Raw genomic sequence first — 15,452 nt, 5'->3', positions numbered from 1 at the left:
GAAAGGACCCAGCAATGCGCAGCATCGAACTTGCACTCCAGGGCGCGGCCAGTGTCCTCATGGCCGGCCTGATCTTCGGCGCCGGCCTCCCCGTGGTCTACGCGCTCGCGATGCGCGCCCTCGTCACCGGAAGCACGGTGACCGAGGACGCCAGCGGCCACACCACCGTCCACCACACCGTGCTCGGCCGAGCCGTCGCCGGCGTGCTGTTGGCCGTGATCGTCGGGGCCGTCGCGCTCGGCATCACCATGATCGCCGCCTCCGGCTTCGGCAAGACGGTGAGCTTCAGCGGCGACGGCATCCTGCCGACGATCGTCGACAAGTAACGAAAGCGGAGTCCACCCACGCCATGGTCGACACGAACAGCCAAGCCCTCCGGTACCTCGCCGAGGCCTACCCCGACGGCGTCCCGGAAGAGGATGCCGCCCCCCTGCTCGCGCTGCTGCGTCAGCGCATCGGGTCCGCCCGCACGCTGTCGGTCGCGCTGGCGCTGGTCGCCGGCGGGGCACTGAGCGCCGACCACGCGGCATCCGGGAGCGCCCCGAAGGCGCCACTGCCGCAGAGCGACCTGCGCAGGGTCGCCGCCCGACTGGTCATGGGCGGGTGGCCGCTCGGCAACCCGCCCGGTGACGACCTCGACGACGAGGACGACACCGAGCCCGGCTCCTACCTGGGCCGCATCGTCGCGTGGCTGCGTGAGGGCTACCCCTCCGGGGTGCCCGAGCACGACTACGTCCCCCTGTTCGCCCTGCTCGAGCGACGCCTGACACGGGGCGAGGTCAAGAAGGTCGCCAAGGCCCTGCGCCGGGCGTCCATCGCCCCGGCCAGCCCGGACGACATCGCGGCGGCCATCGCGGACCTCACCCACTCCGAGGCCACGCCGGACGACCTGCGGCGCGTGCGCGACCGGTTGGCCGCCAAGGGATGGCCGGTGGACTTCCCGGACCCGGGCGAGGACTGACCTCAACTCGGGCCCAGACCCTGGCCCAGGCCCACACCCAACCCCAGACCCAACCTGCCGCAACGTCACGTATCCACATCGACCAATGGGTCACCACAGGTACAGCTCGCCCACCAGAGGCGTACCCACATCGACCAATAGGTCACCGCAGGTACAGCAACGCCCGTCCGGCTTCCCTCACGGACGGGCGTCGCTGGTTCTTGGGGCTGGGGCTCAGGGCTCCATGCCGAGGCGCCGGGCAGAGCGCGCGCGCTGGCGGCTGGCGCGCAGGCGACGAAGCCGCTTGATGAGCATCGGGTCGTGCTCGAGGGCGCCGGGGTGGTCGATGAGGGAGTTGAGCACCTGGTAGTACCGGGTGGAGCTCATGTCGAACAGCTCCTTGATGGCGGTCTCCTTCGAGCCCGCGTACTTCCACCACTGACGTTCAAAGGCGATGATCTCGCGGTCGCGCTCGGTGAGCCCGGCCGCGGGCGCGTCGGTGCTGAGCTGTTCGGAGGCGGCGCTCACGTGTGTTCCTCGACCCTTCGTTGCTGACCGTGCGTGAGCGCCCACTGTAGCCGGGAAATCACACGCCTGTCATTCGCTCGGGCCGCCGTTCCGCGCGTCGGGCCACCGGGCACGGGCCCGGTCACGACACCCCAGCCGCACCCGTCACACGAGCCACACGAACCCCGCCAGGGCGCCACCAGACCGGCAACCAGCAGGCGTGTGCGGATCCTCGCACCGGAAGGTTCTGCTCCGTTTGGGAATGTTCTGGTGCGAACCTGAACCTTCCGGCATCGGGCGAGAAAGTTGCGGGACGGGCGGGCGGGGGAAGCAGTCCAGTCAGGCTCGGTCGGCTACACCATGGTGTCGAGGATCGCGGTGATGTCGTCCTCGCTGGTCTCCGGGTTGACGATCGCGAAGCGCGCCAAGGTCTCCCCGTCGTGGCTCGTCGGCACCACGAAGGCGAACTCCTCGGCCAGCATCCGGTCCGACCACGCGGCGTAGTCCGCGGGCTCCCAGCCGAGCCGGCGGAAGACGACGACGGACAGGTCGCGCTTGCGCACCAGCTCGAGGTCGGGGCGGCGCAGCACCTCCGCCTCGGCGAACCGCGCGACATCCAGGGTGTGCTCGATGGCCGCCTCGTAGGCGTCGCTGCCGTTGACGACCAGCGAGAACCAGAACGGCAGGCCACGGGCCCGACGGGTCAGGCCCACCGAGTAGTCCGTGGGGTTCCAGTCGGGGGCGTCGGTGAGGACGTCGAGGTACCCCGCCTTCTGGGTATGGGCCGCCCGCGCCAGCGACGGCTCCCGATACAGCAGGGCGCAGCAGTCGAACGGTGCGAACAGCCACTTGTGCGGGTCGACGATGAAGGAATCGCAGTGCTCGATCCCGGCGTACAGGCCCCGCACCGAGGGCGCGGCCAGGCCGGCCCCGCCGTAGGCACCGTCGACATGGAACCAGATGCCGTACTCGCGACACACCTCGGCCACCGATGCCAGGTCGTCGATGACCCCGAAGTTCGTCGTGCCGCACGTCGCGACGACGGCGAAGAACGTCTCCGGGCCGTTCTCCTCGAGCACCGCCCGCAGGTTCCCGCCGGTCAGGCGCCACGCGTCGTCGGCGGGGACGCCGACGAACTGGGCGTCCATGACGTCGCAGGCCGACGCGATCGACGAGTGCGCCCCGGCCGTGGCCGCCACCCGGTACGGCCGGTCGCCCGGCTTCGCGCAGGCGCGCGCGGCGTGCCGAGCAGTCACCAGCGCCGAGAGGTTGCCGATCGTCCCACCGGGGGTGAACACGCCGCCGGAGCGCGACGGCATCCCGACGAGGTCGGCGATCCAGCGCAACGCCTGGTTCTCGGCGTACACCGCGCCCGAGCCCTCGAGCCAGGACCCCGCATAGATCGAGGAGGCACCGACGACCAGGTCGAACATCACGGCGGCGTCACTCGGCGCGCACGGGATGAAGGACAGGTAGCGCGGGTGGTCGGTGGACAGGCAGGTGGGGGCGAGGTCCTGCGCGAAAAGGCGCATGGCGTCGACGCCGCCGATCCCACCGGGGGTGATCGTCTCCCCGACCCGCGAGCGCAGTTCGGCCTCGGACACCGGGCGGTCCAGCGGCGGGGCCATGCGCACCCGCTCCTCGGCGTAGGCCATGACCGCGTCGGCCAGCGCTGCCAGCTCGACGTGCTTGTTCTCCTGGTAGGTCTTTCCGCGCACGGCGGCGACTCTAGCCCTCGGGGTGGCCCAGCAGATACGCCGTGAGGTCCCCCACGGTGTCGACCAGGGCATCGGGTCCGGTGGCCTCGAGGGCGGCGCGCTCGGCTGCGCCCCAGCTCACGGCGACCGCGGCCATACCGGCGGCCCGGGCCGCGAGGACGTCGACCGTGGCGTCGCCCACGTAGACGCATTCGGCGGGCTGGGCACGCAGGGAGGCCGCGGCGTGCAGCAGCGGGTCGGGTTCCGGCTTGTGCCGGGTCGTGTCCTCCAGCCCGGCCGCGACCTCGATGAGGTGGTCGATGCCGACGCCCTCCAGTGCCAGGCGTGCGGTCTTGCGCCGCTTCGACGTCGCGACCGCCATGCGCACACCGGCGGCGGTCAGGGCGTCGAGCATCTCGGGGACACCGTCGTAGCGCTGGATGAGGCGGGCGGTGTTGGCAAGGTTCCACTCGCGGTAGGACGCGTCGAGCACGTGCCCGTGCTCGGGCGACTCCTCGAGCAGCGCGGCCAGCAGCGGGCGGCCGATCCACGCGCGGGCCGTGGCCTCGTCGATCTCCTCGCCGAGCACGGTGCGGAAGGCGTGCTGGTACGAGGCGACGATGAGGGGAATGGTGTCGGCCAGGGTGCCGTCGAGGTCAAAAAGGACGGTGTTGAAGCGGGGGCGCATCGGGACAGTCTGTCAACCCCTCGCAGGGTTCAGGCGACGGGTTGGACACCCAGGCTCTCGAGCAGGCCGAGCACGCGGACCCGGATCTCGTCGCGAATCGGACGCACGGCATCCACGCCCTGGCCTGCGGGGTCCTCCAGGGCCCAGTCCTCGTAGCGCTTACCCGGGAAGACCGGACAGGTGTCGCCACAGCCCATGGTGATGACGACGTCGGACTCGCGCACGGCATCCGTGGTCAGGATCTTCGGCACCTCCGCGCTCATGTCGATGCCCTCCTCGAGCATCGCCTCGACGGCAGCCGGGTTGACCGACCCGGCCGGGGCGCTGCCGGCCGAGCGCACCTCCACGGCGCCACCGGACAGGTGCTGCACCCACGCCGCCGCCATCTGCGAGCGGCCGGCGTTGTGGACGCAGACGAAAAGCACCGACGGGCGGGTGGTGGTGGACGGGTCGAACGACAGGTCAGACATGGCGGAACCTCTTTCGCAGGGCAAGGGAGACGTAGACGAGGCCGACGAGCACCGGCACCTCGATCAGGGGCCCGACGACCCCCGCGAGGGCCTGCCCGGACGTCACCCCGAAGGTGGCGATCGCGACGGCGATGGCGAGCTCGAAGTTGTTGCCGGCGGCCGTGAAGGCCAGGGTCGTGGTGCGCTCGTACGTCATGCCGAGCGCGGCCCCGAGGGCGAAACCGCCACCCCACATGAGGGCGAAGTACGCGAGGAGCGGCAGCGCGATCCGCGCGACGTCGAGCGGGCTGGTCGTGATCTGGTCGCCCTGGAGGGCGAACAGGATGACGATGGTGAACAGCAGGCCGTACAGCGCCCACGGGCCGATGCGCGGGAGGAACGACGTCTCGTATGCCGTTCGCCCCCACCGCTTCTCACCCACCGTGCGCGACAGGTAGCCGGCGAGCAGCGGCAGGCCGAGGAAGACGAGCACCGACCCGGCGATCTGCCACGGCGAGACGTCGAGGTCCGCCTGCGGCAGGCCGAGCCAGCCGGGCAGCACCGAGAGGTAGAACCAGCCGAGCAGCCCGAACATGAGCACCTGGAAGACCGAGTTGAGCGCCACGAGAACGGCCGCGGCCTCGCGGTCACCGCAGGCGAGGTCGTTCCAGATGATGACCATGGCGATGCATCGGGCCAACCCGACGATGATCAGGCCGGTGCGGTACTCGGGCAGGTCGGGCAGCAGGAGCCAGGCCAGGGCGAACATGAGCGCGGGCCCGATCACCCAGTTCAGGGCCAGGCTGGCGCCGAGCATGCGGTGGTCGGCCGTGACGGTGTCGAGCCGGTCGTAGCGCACCTTGGCCAGCACCGGGTACATCATGACGAGCAGGCCGATGGCGATGGGGAGCGAGACCCCCTCCACCTCGACCGCGGACAGGGCCTTCCCGAGCCCCGGTACCAGCCGGCCGAGCACGAGCCCCACGAGCATCGCGAGGCCGATCCACACCGGCAGGAAGCGGTCGAGGGTGGACAGGTGCCTCGGCTGGTCGGGAGTGGCGGATGCCGTGTCGCGCGCGGGGGATGCGGTGGTCACGATCAGCAGGCCTGAGCCTTCTCGGGGGCCGGCTCGACCGGTGTGGCGTCGGCACTCGGGGAGCAGCAGGCACCGGCCGTCGGCCCGCCGAGGATCTCCAGGCTCGCCGTGGCGGGACGGGCGTCGAGCGGGTTCTCGTCCTTGACGGTGTAGACCTCCCACGGCGCCCCGGCCGGGTCGTGCACCCAGACCTTGTCCTGGAGGGCGTAGCAGCAGGTGGTGTCGTTCTCGTCGAAGGAGGCCAGACCGGCATCCGAGAAGCGGGTGCGCGCGGCGGTGACGTCGTCGGTCGAGGGCACCTCGACGCCGAGGTGGTTCAGGGCGCCCGCCGTGCCGGTTCCGCGGGCGGCCTCGCTCGTCTCGATGAGCACGAGCTTCAGGGGAGGCTCGGTGATCGCGAAGTTGGCGTACCCGGGGCGGCGCTTGTGCGGCTCGACCCCGAACATGGCGGAGTAGAACGCGATGCTGGCCTCCAGGTCGCTGACGTTGAGGGCTAGCTGCACCCGGCTCGTGGTGGCGCTGGTGGTGTTCACGACGGACCTCCTAAATATCGACTACCATCGATGTGTTGCCTCACAGTCGATCACAAGATATCGACGTTCGTCAATATTTCATGCGAGGAGCTCCCGTGCCGACCACCACCACCGCTCCCCCGGTCACGGCCGGGTCGGTCACCGACGACTGTTGTGGCATCGGTGTCGACGGGGGCCTGACCCGCGAGGCCGCGGAGACCAGCGCAGCGCTGCTCAAGGCCGTTGCCGACCCCGTGCGGCTCCAGCTGCTGAGCGCCATCCGGGCCACGGCCGACGGCGAGGCCTGCGTCTGCGACCTCACCCCCGTCGTCGGGCTGTCCCAGCCCACCGTGTCGCACCACCTCAAGGTGCTCGTCGAGGCCGGCCTGCTCGAGCGCGAGAAGCGCGGCACGTGGGCATGGTTCCGATTGGTGCCCGCGCGACTCGACGACGTGACCGCGATCTTCCGCTGACGGCATCCGACATCGCCTTCCCCGACTTCTTGCACTCCAGCCACCCGCGGCCACTTGGCTCAGGTGGCTGGGGTGCAATCAGTCGTGGGTGCGCGGGGCGGGATACGGTGGCATCGATGACACCGACGGATGCCGCACGCCCCCTTCGTGACCTCGTCCACCCGTCGTGGGCGCGGGCCCTGGCACCCGTCGAGCCGGTCGTCGCGAGGCTGGGTGACTTCCTGCGGGCCGAGGTGGCCAGCGGGCGCGGTTACCTGCCGAGCGGCTCCAACGTGCTGCGCGCCTTCCAGCAACCCCTGGATGCCGTGCGCGTGCTCGTCGTCGGCCAGGACCCGTACCCGACGCCCGGGCACGCGGTGGGACTGTCGTTCTCGGTCGCCCCCGACACCCGGCCGGTGCCCCGCAGCCTGGCCAACATCTTCACCGAGCTCGAGGCCGACCTCGGCCTGCCCCGGCCAAGCAGCGGCGACCTCACGCCGTGGGCCGACCAGGGCGTGCTGCTGCTCAACCGCGTCCTCACCGTCACCCCGGGCGCCCCCGGCAGCCACCGCGGGCGCGGCTGGGAAGAGGTCACCGCCTGTGCGATCTCGGCCCTGGTCGAGCGCGGCGGCCCGCTCGTCGCCATCCTGTGGGGCCGCGACGCTCGTGGCCTGGCGCCCCACCTGCCGGGGGTTGCCCTCATCGAGTCAGCGCACCCGAGCCCGCTGTCGGCGCGCAACGGCTTCTTCGGCTCGCGCCCCTTCAGCCGCACCAACGACCTGCTCGCCCGTCAGGGCGCCGACCCCGTGAAGTGGAGCCTGCCGTGACCGCCCCCGTCTGGACCCGCTACGTCGCGATCGGTGACTCCTTCACCGAGGGGATGTCCGACCCCGACCCCGTGACCTCCGACGCCTACGTCGGGTGGGCCGACCGGCTGGCGGTGCAGCTCGACGCCGTGGCCGAGGAGGCCCACGTGCCCTTCGCGTACGCGAACCTGGCAGTGCGCGGCCGCAAGCTCGACGACGTCGTCGGCCCGCAGCTCGACAAAGCCCTGTCGCTGGCGCCCGACCTCGTGTCGATGGTCGGTGGCGGCAACGATCTCCTTCGCCCCAGCGTCGACCTCGACTCGCTGGCCAGTCGCATCGAGGATGCCGTGGTGCGCCTTCGTCGAGCCGGCGCCGACGTGTTGCTCGCCACCCCGGCCGACCCCCGCGACGCCGGGCTGTTCAAGGCCCTGCGCCCCCGCCACGCGGTGCACTCGGCCAACATCTTCACCATTGCGCAGCGTCACGACTGCTTCGTGCTGAACCTCTGGGGCATCGCGGCACTGCGTGACTGGCGGATGTGGGGCGAGGACCGCATCCACCTCAGCACCGAGGGTCACAGCCGGGTCGCCCTGGCAGCGCTCACCGCGCTCGGGCACGGCACCGACGCGGCGGAGTGGGCCACGCCGCTGCCGCCCGCTGCGCGGGGAGCTCGGCGCGACGAGTTCCGCGAGCACGCCCAGTGGGCCAGGACCCACGCCGCCCCGTGGGTGCAGCGCCGGCTGCGCGGCGAGTCGTCAGGAGACCGCCTCGCAGCCAAGCGCCCGACCCTCACGTCCCTGCGCGACCCTGAACTGGAGCCGGCCCACGGGTCACTGCCCGAGGGGTGACCGCTCCTCCTCGCAGATCCTTACTCCCGATGTGCGCTCTTGCTCCCGATGTGCGCTGCTGCAAGGGCGCACATCGGGAGTTGCGATCTGCGGCGGGAGCAAGGCCCAGCAATCCGGAGCAAGGACGCCCAACCGGCCTGTACCCCGAGTGACCTATTGGTCGATCTGGGCACAGCCCGTCCCCGAATCACCTGTACCCCGAGTGACCTATTGGTCGATTTGGGTACGCCTCGCCCCCTCCCAGGCGTCCCACCACGTGCCGCTACCCTCGCAGGTCCGCAGATGCGGAGGTAGGGTCAGCTCCATGTCGCAGATTCGGATCTTGGATGCCGCCGCCCTCCTTGGCGTGTCCGATGACACGGTGCGCCGCATGATCGACGCGCAGCGCCTGCCCAGCACCCATGACGGCTCCGGGCGCATCGTCGTCGACGGTGCCGACCTCGCCGAGGTGGCCCAGGAGCTCGCCCGGCCGGCCCCCGTGGGCGTCGTCGCCGACGAATCGGCCCGCAACCGGATGCGCGGCATCGTCACCCGGGTGCTCAAGGACACCGTCATGGCCCAGGTCGAGCTCCAGTGCGGCCCGTTCCGCGTCGTCTCTCTCATGTCCCGTGAAGCCGTCGACGACCTCGGCCTCGAGGTCGGTTCGGTGGCCGTCGCCTCGATCAAGTCCACGAACGTCGTCGTAGGAGTCCCCCGATGAAGGCCAAGTGCCTCTCCCTGGCCGCCGCGACCGCTCTGGCCGCGCTGCTCGCCGCAGGGTGCAGCTCGAGCGACTCCGGCACCACTGACGCCGGCAGCACCGACTCCGCGAGCCGCGGGTCGTCCGGCACGCAGTCGGCCTCGGGCGGCCTCTCCGGCACCGTCACCGTGTTCGCAGCGGCGTCGCTCCAGGAGTCGTTCACGACGTTCGAGGAGCAGTTCGAGCAGGCGAATCCCGAGGTCGACGTCATCCTGAACCTCGGGGCGAGCTCGGCCCTGGCCACCGGCATCACGCAGGGCCAACCAGCCGACGTGTTCGCCTCCGCGAGCCAGTCGACGATGGACACCGTCATCGCCGCCGGAGCCGCGGAATCGGCGACGGCCTTCGCGAAGAACACGATGCAGATCGCGGTCCCACCGGCCAACCCGGCGGGGATCACCGCGTTGTCCGACCTCACGAGGTCGGGCGTCAAGGTGGCCCTGTGCCAGACCCAGGTGCCGTGCGGCAAGGCCGCCGCAACGGTGTTCGACAACGCCTCGCTCACGGTGGTGCCCGTGAGCGAGGAGTCGGACGTCAAGGCGGTGCTCACCAAGGTCAGGCTGGGCGAGGTGGACGCCGGCATCGTCTACGTCACTGACGTCCGGGCCGCCGGCGGCGAGGTCACGGACATCGACATCCCGGCCGACGTCAACGCCAGCACGACCTACCCCATCACCACGCTCACCGAGTCGGAGCACCCCGCCGCTGCCCGCGCCTTCGTCGAGCACGTCCTCTCCGACGAGGGAGCCGAGGTGCTCGCGTCAGCAGGGTTCTCCACCCCGTGACGCGATCGGTACGCCAGCCGATTCGCCGATCGACGGCGCCGTGGCCACTCGCCGTTCCGGCTGCCGTCGGCGTCACCTTCCTCCTCGTCCCGCTCGCGGCCATGCTGCTGCGCACGCCCTGGAGCAGCCTGCCCGACGTCCTTCGCGACCCAGCGGTGCTCGATGCCCTGCGACTGTCCCTGGTCACCGCGACCAGTTCGACAGCCGTCGCCGTCGTGCTCGGGGTGCCGCTGGCCTGGGTCCTCGCCCGAACCCACTTCCGAGGCCTGTCGCTGCTGCGGGCCCTGGTGACCCTGCCCCTCGTGCTGCCCCCGGTCGTCGGTGGCGTCGCGCTGCTCCTCGCGTTCGGGCGCCTCGGGGTGGTGGGCCGCTGGCTCGACGAGTGGTTCGGGTTCACCCTGCCCTTCACGACCCTCGGGGTGGTCCTCGCACAGTGCTTCGTGGCGATGCCGTTCCTGGTCGTCACCGTCGAGGGCGCCTTCCGGGGTCTGGACCGCGGCTTCGAGGAGGCCGCCTCCACCCTGGGGGCATCGCGGCTGGCCACCTTCCGGAGGGTGACGCTGCCCCTGATCGCGCCGTCGCTGGCTGCGGGGACCGTGCTGTGCTGGGCACGAGCCCTGGGCGAGTTCGGCGCCACCATCACCTTCGCCGGCAACTCCCCCGGCATCACCCAGACGATGCCGCTCGCGGTCTACCTCGCGATGGAGAGCGACCCGGAGGCGGCGATCGCCCTGTCCCTCGTGCTGCTCACCGTCTCGGTCGCGGTGCTCGCGCTGCTGCGCGACCGCTGGCTGCGGCCCGGGAGCACCTTGTGACCGGGGGCGCCGCAGGCTTGGTCGTCGACGGCCTCATCGAACGCGGCTCGTTCTCCCTGCGCCTGCGGGCGGCCGTGGAGCCGGGAGAGGTCGTGGCCGTCCTGGGCCCCAACGGCGCCGGCAAGTCGACCCTGTTGCGCGCGCTCGCGGGTCTCGTCGAGCTCACGGACGGCTCGATCCGGCTCGACGGGGCGGTGCTCGATGACGCCGCGACCGACACATGGGTCCCGCCGGAGCAGCGACCGGTCGGCATCGTGTTCCAGGACTACCGGCTGTTCCCGCACCTCGACGTCCTCGACAACATCGCCTTCGCCCCCCGATCCACGGGCGCGAGCCGGGCGGCATCTCGCGCCACCGCCCGGGAGTGGGTGGGCCGGCTGGGCCTCACCGACCTCGCCCACCACCGGCCGGGGCAGCTGTCCGGGGGGCAGGCCCAGCGGGTCGCCCTGGCACGGTCCCTGGCCGCCGATCCCCGCCTGCTCCTGCTCGACGAACCGCTCGCGGCCCTCGACGCCCGGACGCGGCTCGACGTCCGCACGGCGTTGCGGGCCCACCTCGAGCAGTTCACCGGCCCCGTGGTCGTCGTCACCCACGACCCGATCGACGCCATGGTCATCGCCGACCGGATCATCGTCATCGAACAGGGGCGGGTCGTGCAGGAAGGCACCCCCGCGCAGGTCGCCCGCCACCCTGCGACGGACTACGTCGCCCGCCTCGTCGGACTCAACCTCTACGCGGGGACGCGTGACACGGCATCCGCGGTGGTGAACCTCGACGGTGGCGGAACCCTCACGGTGTCCCCGACGCCGGGCACCGATGCCGAGGCGCGGCGCCTGCTCGTGGCGCTGCCTCCGGCAGCGGTCAGCCTGTTCACCACGCCCGTCGAGAACACCAGCGCGCGCAACGTGTGGACCGGCGCCGTGACCGGCATCGAGCTCCTCGGTGACCGCGTTCGCGTCGAGGTGACCGGCGCCCCGTCCTGCCTGGTCGACATCACGCCTGCGGCGCTCGCCGACCTCGGCCTCGAACGCGGCACCCGGGTGTGGTTGACGGCGAAGGCGACCGAGACCATCGCCTACCCGGCCTGACCGCAGGACGACCCCGGTAGGGTCGGGCCATGGCAGCGACGCGGCTGATGCCCACCGAGGAGGGTCAGGACCTCATCGATCTGACCCGCGAGATCTGCGACAAGGAACTGCGGCCCAAGGTCGACGACGCCGAACGGGCCGCGGCCACCGACGAGTCCTTCCCCACCGAGGTCTTCCGCACGCTGGGCGCCGCGGGCCTGCTCTCCCTCCCCCACCCCGAGGAGTTCGGCGGCTACGGGCAGCCCTACGAGGTCTACCTCCAGGTCGTCGAGGAGATCGCCTCCGCGTGGATGAGCGTGGCCGTCGGAGTCTCGGTGCACTCCCTGACCGCCTACCCGGTCACGACGTTCGGCACCCCCGAGCAGCAGAGCACCCTCCTGCCCGACATGCTCTCGGGCGAGCAGCTCGGCGCCTACTGCCTCTCCGAGCAGCAGGCCGGCAGCGACATCGGCTCGATGACCACCCGAGCCACCACCGACGACGCCTCCGGCGAGTACGTGCTGCGCGGTCGCAAGGCCTGGATCAGCCACGCCGGGCACGCCGACTACTACACGACCTTCGCGCGCACCTCCGATGACGGCGGCAAGGGCCTGTCCTGCCTCATCGTCCCCGGCGACGCCACCGGCCTGTCCTTCGGCACCCCCGAACGCAAGATGGGCCTGCACTGCGACACCGTGCGCGAGGTGATGTACGACGACGTGCGCGTCGACGCCTTCCGCCGCATCGGGGCGCAGGGGCAGGGCATGGCCATCGCCCTGTCGGCGTTGGATGCCGGTCGCCTGGGTATCGCTGCCGCCGCCACCGGGCTGGCCCAGTCGGCCCTGGACCTCGCGGCGTCGTACGCGAAGGAGCGCCAGCAGTTCGGCCGCGCCATCGGTGCCAACCAAGGCCTGGCCTTCCTCATCGCCGACATGGAGGCCGCGGTGACCAGCGCCCGCGCGACCTACCTGCACGCCGCCCGCCTCAAGGACGCCGGCCGCCCGTTCTCCAAGGAGGCTGCGGTCGCGAAGCTGACGGCGACGGATGCCGCGATGCGGGTCACGACGGATGCCGTCCAGGTTCTCGGTGGGGCCGGGTACACGCAGGACTTCCCCGCGGAGCGATTCATGCGCGAGGCCAAGGTCACCCAGATCTTCGAGGGCACCAACCAGATCCAGCGCCTCGTCATCAGCCGACACGTCCTGCGCTGATCGCGTGTCCACCATGAACCTGCGACTGGCTGCCGCACTCGTCACCGCCCTCGTGGCGACGGGCGGGTGCGCCGCATCGACGCAGGAAGGCACCGACGCCACGACCTCGCCAAACCCCGCGAGCACGACGCCCGCGGCATCCACGACACCCGGTTCGACGGCATCCGAGAGCCCTTCTCCCGGAACGGGTGGCACCCTGCCAGCCGACATCCGCACCCGCCCCGAGGTGGCCGCGGCCATCGCGGACACCGCCCAACGCGCGCAGGTCGACCCCGACCAGGTGCTCGTCGCGGCGTGGTCGCCGGTCACGTGGAACGACGGTTCGCTGGGCTGCCCCCAGAAGGACATGCTCTACACGCAGGCCCTCGTCGACGGTGAACTGCTCATGCTGCGCGTCGAGCAGGCCCTGTTCCAGTACCACTCCGCCCGCGGCGGCCCGTTCACGTACTGCGCCGCCCCGGACGCCAGCTATACGGTCACCGGCTGACCCTCGCGCGGCTCCTACACTCGGGTGGTGACCCGACCCGTGCTGCGCCAGGTGCACAACATCGGCCGTCGCCGGGCCTGGGTGATCTGGCTGGTCGCGCTGTCGGTCTACATCCTGGCCGTCTTCCACCGCACCTCGCTCGGCGTCGCGGGGCTGCTCGCGGCCGACCGCTTCGGCATCACGGCCGCGCAGCTCGCGACGTTTACGGTGCTCCAGCTCGCGGTGTACGCGGCGATGCAGATCCCCGTCGGGGTGCTGATCGACCGGTACGGCTCGAAACGCCTCATGGTCACCGGGCTCACCCTGATGACCGGCGGCCAGATGTGGTTCGCCTTCGCGGGGACCTTCGAGGCCGGGATGGCCGCCCGCGTCCTGCTCGGCGCGGGCGACGCGATGATCTTCACCTCGCTGCTGCGCCTGGTCGCGGTGTGGTTCCGGGTCAAGCAGGCCCCGTTCATCACCCAGCTGACCGGGATGGCCGGGCAGCTCGGGGCCATCGCGGCGGCCACCCCGCTGGCAGCCGCCCTGGCCACCTGGGGCTGGACCCGCTCGTTCGCGACCGCGGCCGGCATCGGAATCGTCCTCGGCGTGCTGCTCCTCGCCGTCGTCAAGGACTCCCCGTACCGGGGCGAGTCGGTCGAGCGGATCAAGGTCCGCGCCCTGGCTCGGACCCTGGCCGAGGTGTGGGGCAACCCCGGCACCCAGCTCGGCCTGTGGGTGCACTTCACCTCGCAGTTCGGCGCCACCGTGTTCGTGATGCTGTGGGGGTTCCCGTTCCTGGTCAGCGGTGAGGGGGTCGACGAGGACGTCGCGTCGTGGCTGCTCATCGTCATGACCGTCACCGGCATGGCTGCCGGCCCGGCCGTGGCGGCCTTCACCGCGCGCATCCCCTACCGTCGCTCGCAACTGGTGCTCGGCATCGTCGGGTCGATCATGGCCGTCTGGGCGGTCGTGCTGCTGTGGCCGGGGCCGGCGCCCTTGTGGCTGCTCGTCGTGCTCGTCGTCGTGACCGCCCTCGGCGGCCCCGGGTCGATGGTCGGCTTCGACCTCGCGCGCACCTTCCACCCCTCCTCGCACCTGGGGCGCGCCACCGGCGTCGTCAACATCGGCGGCTTCGTCGCCTCGCTCGCGACGATCGCGCTGATCGGCATCGTCCTCGACCAGCTGGCTCCGGGTGGGCCCTCGACCTACACCCTCGAGCACTTCCGCATCGCGATGTCGGTGCAGTTCCTGTTCTGGGGCGTCGGCGTCATCCAGCTCGTGCGGTACCGCCGCAAGAGCCTGCGCCACCTCGAGGAGGTGCACCCCGCCGCACTCGACGCGCTGCGCTCGGGTGAGACCCTGCTCCCCGGCATCTCACGCCCCGAGGACCCGCGTCCCTGACCTCGCGGGAACTGCTCGTCGGGCGTTCACGCGGATGCCGCGTGTCGGTCACCTGATCGCGCGCTCGCCTCGCCCAGACTTGTCCTGACCGGGCCAAGTATGAGTTGGCCCGGTCCATTCACGTCCGGGGTGAACGCTCCTCGTTGATGCTGTTCCCGCCGTCGACGACGAGAACCTGGCCGGTGACGTACCCGGATCCGGGGGAGGCGAGGAAGAGCACGGATGCCGCGACCTCCTCGGCGGTCCCCGAGCGACCCAGCGGGGTGCTCAGTCCCTCACGGGCTTCGGATGCCGTCTGCGAACCCGTCGCGATCCACCCGGGGGCGACGGCGTTGACCGTCACCCCGTGGGCGCCTTCGTCGACCGCCAGGGCCCGGGTGAGCCCGGCCAGCCCCGCCTTTGCCGCGGCGTACGCGACGTCCGAGCGCATCGCCATGACCGGCCCGGTCACCGACGTCACCATGACCACTCGTCCGGACCCGCTCGCCCACAGGTGCGGCAGGGCGGCCCGAGTCATGAGGTAGGCCGTGTCGAGGTTGCGCGCGAGCGACGCCGACCACCGCTCGGGTGGTGTGCCGAGCAGGTCGCCCTCGAGGTAGTCGCCGCCACCGGCCACCGAGACCATGCCGGCGTTGTTGACCAGCACGTCGAGTGAACCCCCGAGCGCGAGAGCGGCATCGACGACCGCATCCGCACCCTCTGGGGTCGTGAGGTCCGCGATGACGACGGCGACACCGGGCAGGCTGGACGCGCCGGGGGCCCCGGACGCCCCGGAGGTGGTGTGCCCGGCATCCCGAAGCTCGGCGACCCGCTCGTGCACCCGATCGGTCGTCGCGCAGACGACGACCGAGGCACCACAGGCCATGAGCAGTCTGGCGCAGGCCATCCCGATCCCGCTCGGCGACCCGGCGCCCGTCACGACCGCGGTGCGGCCGCCCAGGTCGAAGGCGGCCGGAAGGGTCGCTGTCAC

General features: G+C 71.4%; 19 protein-coding genes. 12 read left to right on the top strand and 7 right to left on the bottom strand.

Annotated elements, in window-relative coordinates:
• Positions 1 to 14: 14 nt before the first annotated feature.
• Positions 15 to 326: a hypothetical protein gene (locus C8E84_RS14180; RefSeq protein ID WP_159903096.1), complete on the top strand. Its 312-nt coding sequence runs from the start codon at positions 15 to 17 to the stop codon at positions 324 to 326.
• Between the two features lie 23 nt (positions 327 to 349).
• Complete coding sequence (locus C8E84_RS17890) at positions 350 to 961, top strand: DUF3349 domain-containing protein (RefSeq protein WP_159903094.1); 612 nt, start codon at positions 350 to 352, stop codon at positions 959 to 961.
• Between the two features lie 213 nt (positions 962 to 1,174).
• On the opposite strand, the gene napA is transcribed toward C8E84_RS17890, so the two are convergent.
• The 6 genes from napA to C8E84_RS14145 all read right to left on the bottom strand — a co-directional run bounded on the left by napA (position 1,175) and on the right by C8E84_RS14145 (position 5,910).
• Positions 1,175 to 1,513: a nucleoid-associated protein NapA gene (gene napA, locus C8E84_RS14170; RefSeq protein ID WP_159903092.1), complete on the bottom strand. Its 339-nt coding sequence runs from the start codon at positions 1,511 to 1,513 to the stop codon at positions 1,175 to 1,177.
• Between the two features lie 287 nt (positions 1,514 to 1,800).
• Positions 1,801 to 3,102: a pyridoxal phosphate-dependent decarboxylase family protein gene (locus tag C8E84_RS14165; protein ID WP_246197087.1), complete on the bottom strand. Its 1,302-nt coding sequence runs from the start codon at positions 3,100 to 3,102 to the stop codon at positions 1,801 to 1,803.
• A gap of 73 nt (positions 3,103 to 3,175) precedes the next feature.
• A complete protein-coding gene (locus tag C8E84_RS14160) occupies positions 3,176 to 3,832 on the bottom strand; it encodes an HAD family hydrolase (protein ID WP_159903088.1) in 657 nt (218 codons plus the stop codon).
• A gap of 29 nt (positions 3,833 to 3,861) precedes the next feature.
• Positions 3,862 to 4,302, bottom strand: a complete 441-nt coding sequence (locus C8E84_RS14155; protein ID WP_159903086.1) for an arsenate reductase ArsC — start codon at positions 4,300 to 4,302, stop codon at positions 3,862 to 3,864.
• Positions 4,295 to 5,377 (bottom strand): ACR3 family arsenite efflux transporter, encoded by a 1,083-nt coding sequence (arsB, locus tag C8E84_RS14150; protein WP_159903084.1) that lies wholly within the window; start codon positions 5,375 to 5,377, stop codon positions 4,295 to 4,297. The genes C8E84_RS14155 and arsB overlap by 8 nt, the downstream gene beginning before the upstream one ends.
• 2 nt (positions 5,378 to 5,379) lie before the next feature.
• Positions 5,380 to 5,910, bottom strand: coding sequence for an ArsI/CadI family heavy metal resistance metalloenzyme (locus tag C8E84_RS14145; RefSeq protein WP_159903082.1), 531 nt, complete (start codon positions 5,908 to 5,910; stop codon positions 5,380 to 5,382).
• An 80-nt stretch (positions 5,911 to 5,990) separates the two neighbouring features.
• Here C8E84_RS14145 and C8E84_RS14140 point away from each other — a divergent pair, with 80 nt between their 5' ends.
• The 10 genes from C8E84_RS14140 (at position 5,991) to C8E84_RS14095 (ending at position 14,482) form a co-directional block, all read left to right on the top strand.
• Positions 5,991 to 6,362, top strand: a complete 372-nt coding sequence (locus C8E84_RS14140) for an ArsR/SmtB family transcription factor (RefSeq protein WP_159903080.1) — start codon at positions 5,991 to 5,993, stop codon at positions 6,360 to 6,362.
• A gap of 116 nt (positions 6,363 to 6,478) precedes the next feature.
• Positions 6,479 to 7,168 carry a uracil-DNA glycosylase gene (locus C8E84_RS14135; RefSeq protein WP_159903078.1) on the top strand — a complete coding sequence of 230 codons (690 nt, stop codon included), beginning with the start codon at positions 6,479 to 6,481 and terminating at the stop codon, positions 7,166 to 7,168.
• Entirely contained in the window at positions 7,165 to 7,995 is an 831-nt protein-coding gene (locus tag C8E84_RS14130) for an SGNH/GDSL hydrolase family protein (RefSeq protein WP_281348946.1), read from the top strand. The genes C8E84_RS14135 and C8E84_RS14130 overlap by 4 nt, the downstream gene beginning before the upstream one ends.
• Before the next feature lie 304 nt (positions 7,996 to 8,299).
• Complete coding sequence (locus C8E84_RS14125; RefSeq protein WP_159903076.1) at positions 8,300 to 8,695, top strand: TOBE domain-containing protein; 396 nt, start codon at positions 8,300 to 8,302, stop codon at positions 8,693 to 8,695.
• Positions 8,692 to 9,519: a molybdate ABC transporter substrate-binding protein gene (gene modA, locus C8E84_RS14120; RefSeq protein ID WP_159903074.1), complete on the top strand. Its 828-nt coding sequence runs from the start codon at positions 8,692 to 8,694 to the stop codon at positions 9,517 to 9,519. The genes C8E84_RS14125 and modA overlap by 4 nt, the downstream gene beginning before the upstream one ends.
• Complete coding sequence (locus tag C8E84_RS14115; RefSeq protein ID WP_246196956.1) at positions 9,516 to 10,334, top strand: ABC transporter permease; 819 nt, start codon at positions 9,516 to 9,518, stop codon at positions 10,332 to 10,334. The genes modA and C8E84_RS14115 overlap by 4 nt, the downstream gene beginning before the upstream one ends.
• Positions 10,331 to 11,422: an ABC transporter ATP-binding protein gene (locus tag C8E84_RS14110; RefSeq protein ID WP_159903072.1), complete on the top strand. Its 1,092-nt coding sequence runs from the start codon at positions 10,331 to 10,333 to the stop codon at positions 11,420 to 11,422. The genes C8E84_RS14115 and C8E84_RS14110 overlap by 4 nt, the downstream gene beginning before the upstream one ends.
• A 29-nt stretch (positions 11,423 to 11,451) precedes the next feature.
• Positions 11,452 to 12,612: an acyl-CoA dehydrogenase family protein gene (locus tag C8E84_RS14105; protein WP_159903070.1), complete on the top strand. Its 1,161-nt coding sequence runs from the start codon at positions 11,452 to 11,454 to the stop codon at positions 12,610 to 12,612.
• Between the two features lie 4 nt (positions 12,613 to 12,616).
• Positions 12,617 to 13,099 (top strand): hypothetical protein, encoded by a 483-nt coding sequence (locus C8E84_RS14100; RefSeq protein WP_159903068.1) that lies wholly within the window; start codon positions 12,617 to 12,619, stop codon positions 13,097 to 13,099.
• 27 nt (positions 13,100 to 13,126) lie between these two features.
• Positions 13,127 to 14,482, top strand: a complete 1,356-nt coding sequence (locus C8E84_RS14095) for an MFS transporter (protein ID WP_159903066.1) — start codon at positions 13,127 to 13,129, stop codon at positions 14,480 to 14,482.
• A gap of 118 nt (positions 14,483 to 14,600) precedes the next feature.
• On the opposite strand, the gene C8E84_RS14090 is transcribed toward C8E84_RS14095, so the two are convergent.
• Positions 14,601 to 15,452, bottom strand: a complete 852-nt coding sequence (locus tag C8E84_RS14090) for an SDR family NAD(P)-dependent oxidoreductase (protein WP_246196955.1) — start codon at positions 15,450 to 15,452, stop codon at positions 14,601 to 14,603.

This window comes from Ornithinibacter aureus, assembly GCF_009858245.1.
Taxonomy (GTDB): Bacteria; Actinomycetota; Actinomycetes; order Actinomycetales; family Dermatophilaceae; genus Fodinibacter; species Fodinibacter aureus.
Note: the sequence above shows the minus strand (reverse complement) of the source record. Positions and strands in the feature narration are given on the sequence as shown.

Coding starts and splice junctions, on each gene's coding strand:
- C8E84_RS14180 (WP_159903096.1), top strand. CDS start 15: ATGCGCAGCATCGAACTTGCACTCCAGGGCGCGGCCAGTGTCCTCATG.
- C8E84_RS17890 (WP_159903094.1), top strand. CDS start 350: ATGGTCGACACGAACAGCCAAGCCCTCCGGTACCTCGCCGAGGCCTAC.
- C8E84_RS14165 (WP_246197087.1), bottom strand. CDS start 3,102: ATGGCCTACGCCGAGGAGCGGGTGCGCATGGCCCCGCCGCTGGACCGC.
- C8E84_RS14160 (WP_159903088.1), bottom strand. CDS start 3,832: ATGCGCCCCCGCTTCAACACCGTCCTTTTTGACCTCGACGGCACCCTG.
- C8E84_RS14155 (WP_159903086.1), bottom strand. CDS start 4,302: ATGTCTGACCTGTCGTTCGACCCGTCCACCACCACCCGCCCGTCGGTG.
- C8E84_RS14140 (WP_159903080.1), top strand. CDS start 5,991: ATGCGAGGAGCTCCCGTGCCGACCACCACCACCGCTCCCCCGGTCACG.
- C8E84_RS14135 (WP_159903078.1), top strand. CDS start 6,479: ATGACACCGACGGATGCCGCACGCCCCCTTCGTGACCTCGTCCACCCG.
- C8E84_RS14125 (WP_159903076.1), top strand. CDS start 8,300: ATGTCGCAGATTCGGATCTTGGATGCCGCCGCCCTCCTTGGCGTGTCC.
- modA (WP_159903074.1), top strand. CDS start 8,692: ATGAAGGCCAAGTGCCTCTCCCTGGCCGCCGCGACCGCTCTGGCCGCG.
- C8E84_RS14105 (WP_159903070.1), top strand. CDS start 11,452: ATGGCAGCGACGCGGCTGATGCCCACCGAGGAGGGTCAGGACCTCATC.